Source organism: Caballeronia sp. (genome assembly GCF_049581465.1).
Taxonomy (GTDB): domain Bacteria; phylum Pseudomonadota; class Gammaproteobacteria; order Burkholderiales; family Burkholderiaceae; genus Caballeronia.
Genome location: NZ_JBAUSA010000979.1, coordinates 1 through 2,012 on the forward strand (window position 1 = coordinate 1; position 2,012 = coordinate 2,012).

Consider the following 2,012-nt stretch of genomic DNA (forward strand, 5'->3'; position numbering starts at 1 on the left):
CTGGGGTTTGGCGTGGTGACGAGCGTGCAGGGACGCGGCGTGGTGCCGGAAGATCACTCGGCCACGCTCGGCGCGTTCAACGTGCAACCTGCCGTGGAGAGCTTCTACAAGACCTGCGACGCCATGCTTGTCGTCGGTTCGCGTCTGCGCGGCAATGAGACGCTCAAGTACAAGCTTGCATTGCCCAAACCGTTGTACCGGATCGATGCCGATGCGTGCGCCGACAACCGGGGCTATCGGAACGAACTGTTCGTGCATGGCGATGCGCTTTCCATCCTCGATGAACTCGCGACGCGCCTCGAAGGCCACTTGAAGATCGATCCGTCATTCGCCGGCGATCTCGCAGCCGCACGGGAAACCGCGACTGGGGATGTGGCTAAAGGCCTTGGCCCGTACAAGCGCCTCGTGGAATCGCTGCAACGGGTGATTGGCCGCGATTACAACTGGGTGCGCGACGTCACGATTTCCAACAGCACGTGGGGCAATCGGCTTCTGAAGGTCTTCGAGCCGCGCTCGGGCGTGCATGCGCTGGGCGGGGGTATCGGGCAGGGGATGCAGATGGCGATCGGTGCTGCGCTGGCGCACTCGACGAAGAAGACGGTGTGTCTCGTCGGTGACGGTGGCTTGATGGTGAACGTGGGCGAACTCGTGACGGCCGTTCAGGAAGACGCGAACGTGATGATCGTGCTGATGAACGACCAGTGCTATGGCGTGATCCGCAACATCCAGGACGCGCAATATGGCGGACGGCGCATGTTCGTGGACCTGCATCAGCCCGACTTCGCGCAGTTCTGCGCCAGCTTCGGCATGACCCACCACCGCATTACCTCGCTGGATCGTGCTGAAGAAATCATCCGGCACGGCTATGAGAAAACCGGCCCGGTGATGATCGAAGTGGACATGGTGTCGGTCGGCTCGTTTGCCACGGCATTCGCGGGTCCGCCGGTCAAGAAGGAAGAGCCGAAGGAGCCCGAATATGCGTGACGCCAACGGCCACACCGTACCCGTCGATGTCGCGATGATCGGTTTCGGCGCGATCGGCTCGGCGGTGTATCGCGCGATGGCGTCCGATCCGATGGTGCGCGTGTCGCACGTGATCGTGCCGTCACGCCATGCGGCCGAGGTGCGCGCGGCGGTCGGTCGGGACGTCGATGTCGTGTCGTGCGTCGATGATCTCAGCCGCCGTCCGCACTTCGCACTGGAATGCGCGGGACACGGGGCGTTGCTCGATCACGTCGTGCCATTGCTCAAGGCGGGGACGGACTGCGCGGTGGCATCGATTGGCGCTTTATCTGACGTGCTGCTGCTCGACGCATTGTCGAGCGCCGCCGACGAAGGGGAGGCCACGCTGACGTTGTTGTCCGGTGCTATCGGCGGCGTGGATGCGCTGGCTGCCGCCCGCGAAGGCGGCCTCGACGAAGTGTTGTATACAGGCCGAAAACCGCCTTCCGGCTGGCTCGGCACGCCTGCGGAAGATTTGTTCGACCTCCTGAGCATGACCGAAGAGCGAGTGATCTTCGAGGGCAGCGCGCGCGATGCGGCGCGTCTCTATCCGAAGAATGCGAATGTCGCAGCGACCATCGCGCTGGCCGGTCTCGGTCTCGACCAGACCATCGTGCGGCTGATTGCCGACCCGAATGTGGAGCGCAACGTGCATCGCATCGTGGCGCGGGGCGCGTTCGGCGAGATGTCGCTGGAAATGTGCGGCAAGCCGCTTCCCGACAATCCCAAGACGTCCGCGCTGACGGCGTTCAGCGCGATCCGCGCTTTGCGCAACCGTGCAGCGCGCTGTGTGATCTGAATGATCCGAAGGACAAACTGATGAACTCTCCCGAAACCAGTCTTCTTGTATCGAGCGACATCCTGATCGGTGGCGAATGGCGCCCGGGTCGCGGCGCGGCTTATGCAAGCCTGTACCCGGCCGACCAGTCGATCAACGCCGAGATCAGCGCCGCCAACGCGGACGACGCGCGCGAGGCCGTCGAAGTGGCCGATGCGGCGTGGCGCAGGTC

General features: G+C 63.8%; 2 protein-coding genes and 1 pseudogene. All 3 read left to right on the forward strand.

All coding sequences use genetic code 11. The annotated features are described in order from the left end of the window. Nucleotides 1-984, forward strand: a 984-nt coding sequence (locus WCA53_RS24035) for a thiamine pyrophosphate-binding protein (protein WP_423916349.1), incomplete at its 5' end; no start/stop codon positions are given. Beyond that, entirely contained in the window at nt 977-1,801 is an 825-nt protein-coding gene (locus WCA53_RS24040) for an aspartate dehydrogenase (protein ID WP_423916351.1), read from the forward strand. The genes WCA53_RS24035 and WCA53_RS24040, both read left to right, overlap by 8 nt. A gap of 20 nt (nt 1,802-1,821) precedes the next feature. Next, nucleotides 1,822-2,012 (forward strand): annotated as a pseudogene (locus tag WCA53_RS24045) (aldehyde dehydrogenase); the annotation flags it as partial.